Genomic DNA, 3,466 nt, shown 5'->3' with positions numbered 1-3,466 from the left:
ATCCCTCATCTCCCATGACGGAAAGTGTCACATTCGCCTTATTATCCGAGCCTACTGATGAATGCCGAAGATCCACGCGGGAGGGCCGTACTGCTGTCGGTACAGCCCTCCCGCAAGCACTTCAGGTCGCCTCGGTGGCCAGGAACTCCGCGACGAAAGCGGTATTGAAATCACCACTGCGGAACACCTCGCTATCGAGGATCTCGCCCTGGAAATTAGCCGTCGTAGTAACGCCGTCAATTTCCATTTCCTCGATCGCCCGCAATGCCCGAGTGATCGCCTCCTGGCGGTCCTGCCCCCAGACGATGAGCTTGCCGACCATCGAGTCATAGAACGGCGGAATCACGTACCCCGCCTCAATGTGCGTGTCGAGCCGCACCCCGAACCCACCCGGGGCGCGGAAGCCCTTGATCAAGCCGGGGCTCGGGAGGAACCCTCTCTGCGGATCCTCTGCGTTGATGCGGCACTCGATCGCGTGGCCGCGGATGACGATGTCTTCCTGGGTCAACGGCAGCGGATTGCCTGCGGCGATTTCGAGCTGGAGCTTGATCAGGTCGATTCCCGTGATCATCTCCGACACCGGGTGTTCGACCTGGATGCGGGTGTTCATCTCGATGAAGTAGTACTTTCGATCGATGTTGTCGAACACGAACTCCACTGTGCCGGCGTTGCGGTAACCGACCTGCTGGCATAGTGCGACGGCGGCCTTGGCGAGGCCTTCGCGCAGTTCGTCATCGAGGACGGGTGACGGGGCCTCCTCGACCAGCTTCTGATTGCGTCGTTGCGCCGTGCAGTCCCGCTCACCGAGATGCACGGTCGACTCACCGTCGGACATGACCTGGATCTCGATATGCCGGATATCCGTGAGGTACCGCTCAATGTACACGGACGGATCCCCGAAGGCCGTCTCGGCCTCTGACATGATCTCACTGAGGTCCCGCTCAAGCGTCTCGCCCGACTCGACGACGCGCATGCCGCGGCCACCACCGCCCGCCGCCGCCTTGATCAAGAGCGGGTAGCCGACCTCACCGGCCACGGTGAGCGCCTCATCGTACTCGGCGATCGTGCCAAGCGATCCGGGGACCGTCGGCACGCCGGCTGCGCGAGCGATCTTCTTGGCCTCGATCTTGTCACCCATGCGGCGGATGATGTCCGAGGCAGGGCCGACGAAGCCCACTCCCTCCTCTTCGCACATTGCCGCGAAATCAGCGTTCTCGGCCAGGAATCCGTAACCCGGATGAATCGCATCGACCTTGAACGCCAGTGCGGCGCTGATGACTGCGCGCGGATCGCGGTAGCTCTTGGCCGAGTTTGCCGGCCCGATGCAGACCGCCTGGTCAGCGAGCTTGACCGGAAGCGAATCGCGGTCGGCCTCGGAGTAGGCGAGGACGCTGCGGATCCCGAGTTCCTGGCACGCGCGGATGATGCGGAGCGCGATCTCACCCCGGTTCGCGATGAGGACGCTGTGCAGCTGCTCAGGCATCGCGCTTGACCACCATGAGCGGCTGACCGTACTCGACCGCCTGCTCGTTCTCCACGAGAATCTGCACGACCACACCATCGACCTTCGCCTCGATGTTGCTCATCAGCTTCATCACCTCGAGGATGCACAGCACCGAATCCTTGGTGACGCGGTCGCCCACGTTCACGAATGCAGGTGAGCCGGGTTTCGGGGAGGCATAAAACGTGCCGACCATCGGGGCCGTGATGACGACCTCATCCTCGGCGACCGCGGCCGGAGCGGAAACGGGAGCCGCCGCAGGAGCGGCAGGGGCGGGAGCAACTGCAGGGGCCGTAGCCACGGGGGTAGGAGCCGCTACGGGAGCAGGAGCGGGCGTCGCGGTGGGAGCTGCGGCTGGCGCGGCCGCGGCGGTGCGCCCGTTGCGCGACACGAACAGCTCGACCTCACCGTACTTGATGGACAGTTCATGCACGTCGGTGGTGGTGTGGGCCCAGTCGACGAGGGCCTTGAGTTCGCGGATGTCAGGCTGGTTCAGCGACATGGTCAGTTCTCTCCTTGGGTAATGCTGATCTTCAGGTCTCCGGCATTCAGGGTCTTGGTACCGGTATGGCCGGTTGCGTGCAGCGACTTCACGATCCCGAGCAACGGGTGCGGGATCTCGTCGGGGTTACCGCCCGAGGCGACGGCCATCTTCATCTCGTCGACCTGGCTTCCGGCGAACATCGCGCGCAGCAGGTGGTGATCAATCGACTCCTCGGGATACCGCGCCGCAAGGTCGTCGAGCATGGGCTTCGGTTCGCTGGGCTCGAGCGCGATATCCGACGCGCCGTTGTCGATGATCTTCTGCCGCAACTCGGGGTCGATCTCGGCGAGCAAGTCACCGTAGTAACCGAGCACATACTTCTTGATCTCGTTCGGCACCATCTTGTAGCGCTCACCGGTCATGACGTTCATGGCCGCCTGTGTTCCGACGAACTGAGCGAAGGGGGTGATCATGATCGGGTAGGCCAGTTCAGAGCGGACACGGGCGATTTCGAGCAACAACTCGTCGTAACGATCAGCAAGACCCGCCGTCGCGAGCTGGGTACGGAAGTTCGACAGCATGCCGCCAGGGGTCTGGTGCATGAAGTGCAGTCCGTTGTACTCGATCGGCTCCCCGAGCGGCTTGTCCTCGTGCTCGGCGATCGTGCGGATCTTCTCGCTGATCTCGCCGATCCTCTCGTCGTCGATGTTCACGACGTAGCCCAGCGCACGCAGGTCACGCACGACGTTCTGCACCGAAGGCTGGCCGTTGCCGGACGCGAGCGGTGCCACCGAGAGGTGCAGCGAATCCGCGCCGGCCTCGGCCGCCTCCAGGCAGACCAGCGGTGCCAGGCCGGTGAGCGAGTGGGTGTGCACTTCGAGCGGACGATCACCGATGACGTCCTTGAGCGCCGGCACGAGAGTGCGGATACGCTCTGGCGTCAGCAGCCCACCGGCATCCTTGAGCATGATCCGGTCGACGTCGGCCTTCTCGATCAGCTCCTGTGCCTTCGCGACGAACAGCTCATCCGTGTGGACGGGGCTCTCACAGAACGACACCGCGCCGAACGTCTCGGCTCCGAGCTCCTTGGCACGGCGCAGACCGGGAGCAATGTTGTCGATGTCATTCAGCCCGTCGAAGGAGCCGATCACGCGGAATCCGTTGACGTAGAGCCGCTCCACCCAGGCCATGATCACGTCATCGGGCAAAAAATCGAACGCGGCGATGTTCCGGGAACGGATGAGCGCGCGGAATTTGGTGTTCGGGGCGAGCTCATGGGCGCGGCGCACCCGTTCCCACGGGTCTTCCTTGAGGTAGCGCACTGCCACGTCGAACTGGATCGGCGCCACGAGATCGACGTGCTCATAGCCAACCTTGTCGAAGTCCGCAGCCATCTGCTCAATGTGTTCAGTCCGCATGCGCGTCGCCCAGATGCTCTGATGCGCATCACGCAGCGTGGTGTCAATGATCTTGATCTCGCG

At 63.3% G+C, this 3,466-nt stretch carries 3 protein-coding genes; all 3 read right to left on the bottom strand.

The features are described from left to right. Positions 1–121: 121 nt before the first annotated feature. Positions 122–1,483: an acetyl-CoA carboxylase biotin carboxylase subunit gene (accC, locus tag AC5RWU_RS23900; protein WP_493986661.1), complete on the bottom strand. Its 1,362-nt coding sequence runs from the start codon at positions 1,481–1,483 to the stop codon at positions 122–124. Then, on the bottom strand, positions 1,476–2,003 hold the full coding sequence (accB, locus tag AC5RWU_RS23895; protein ID WP_493986660.1) for an acetyl-CoA carboxylase biotin carboxyl carrier protein: 528 nt from the start codon (positions 2,001–2,003) through the stop codon (positions 1,476–1,478). The genes accC and accB overlap by 8 nt, the downstream gene beginning before the upstream one ends. Positions 2,004–2,005: 2 nt before the next feature. Further along, on the bottom strand, positions 2,006–3,466 hold a 1,461-nt coding region (locus AC5RWU_RS23890; protein WP_493986659.1), incomplete at its 5' end, for a pyruvate carboxylase subunit B.

This window comes from Arthrobacter sp. B0427-1-12, from assembly GCF_059092905.1.
The sequence above is the reverse complement of the archived record's forward strand: the minus strand, read 5'-3'. Positions and strand labels throughout refer to the sequence as shown.

What these genes read in the sequence shown, in the direction of transcription:
- accC (WP_493986661.1), bottom strand. Translation starts at nt 1,483, where the DNA reads ATGCCTGAGCAGCTGCACAGCGTCCTCATCGCGAACCGGGGTGAGATC.
- accB (WP_493986660.1), bottom strand. Translation starts at nt 2,003, where the DNA reads ATGTCGCTGAACCAGCCTGACATCCGCGAACTCAAGGCCCTCGTCGAC.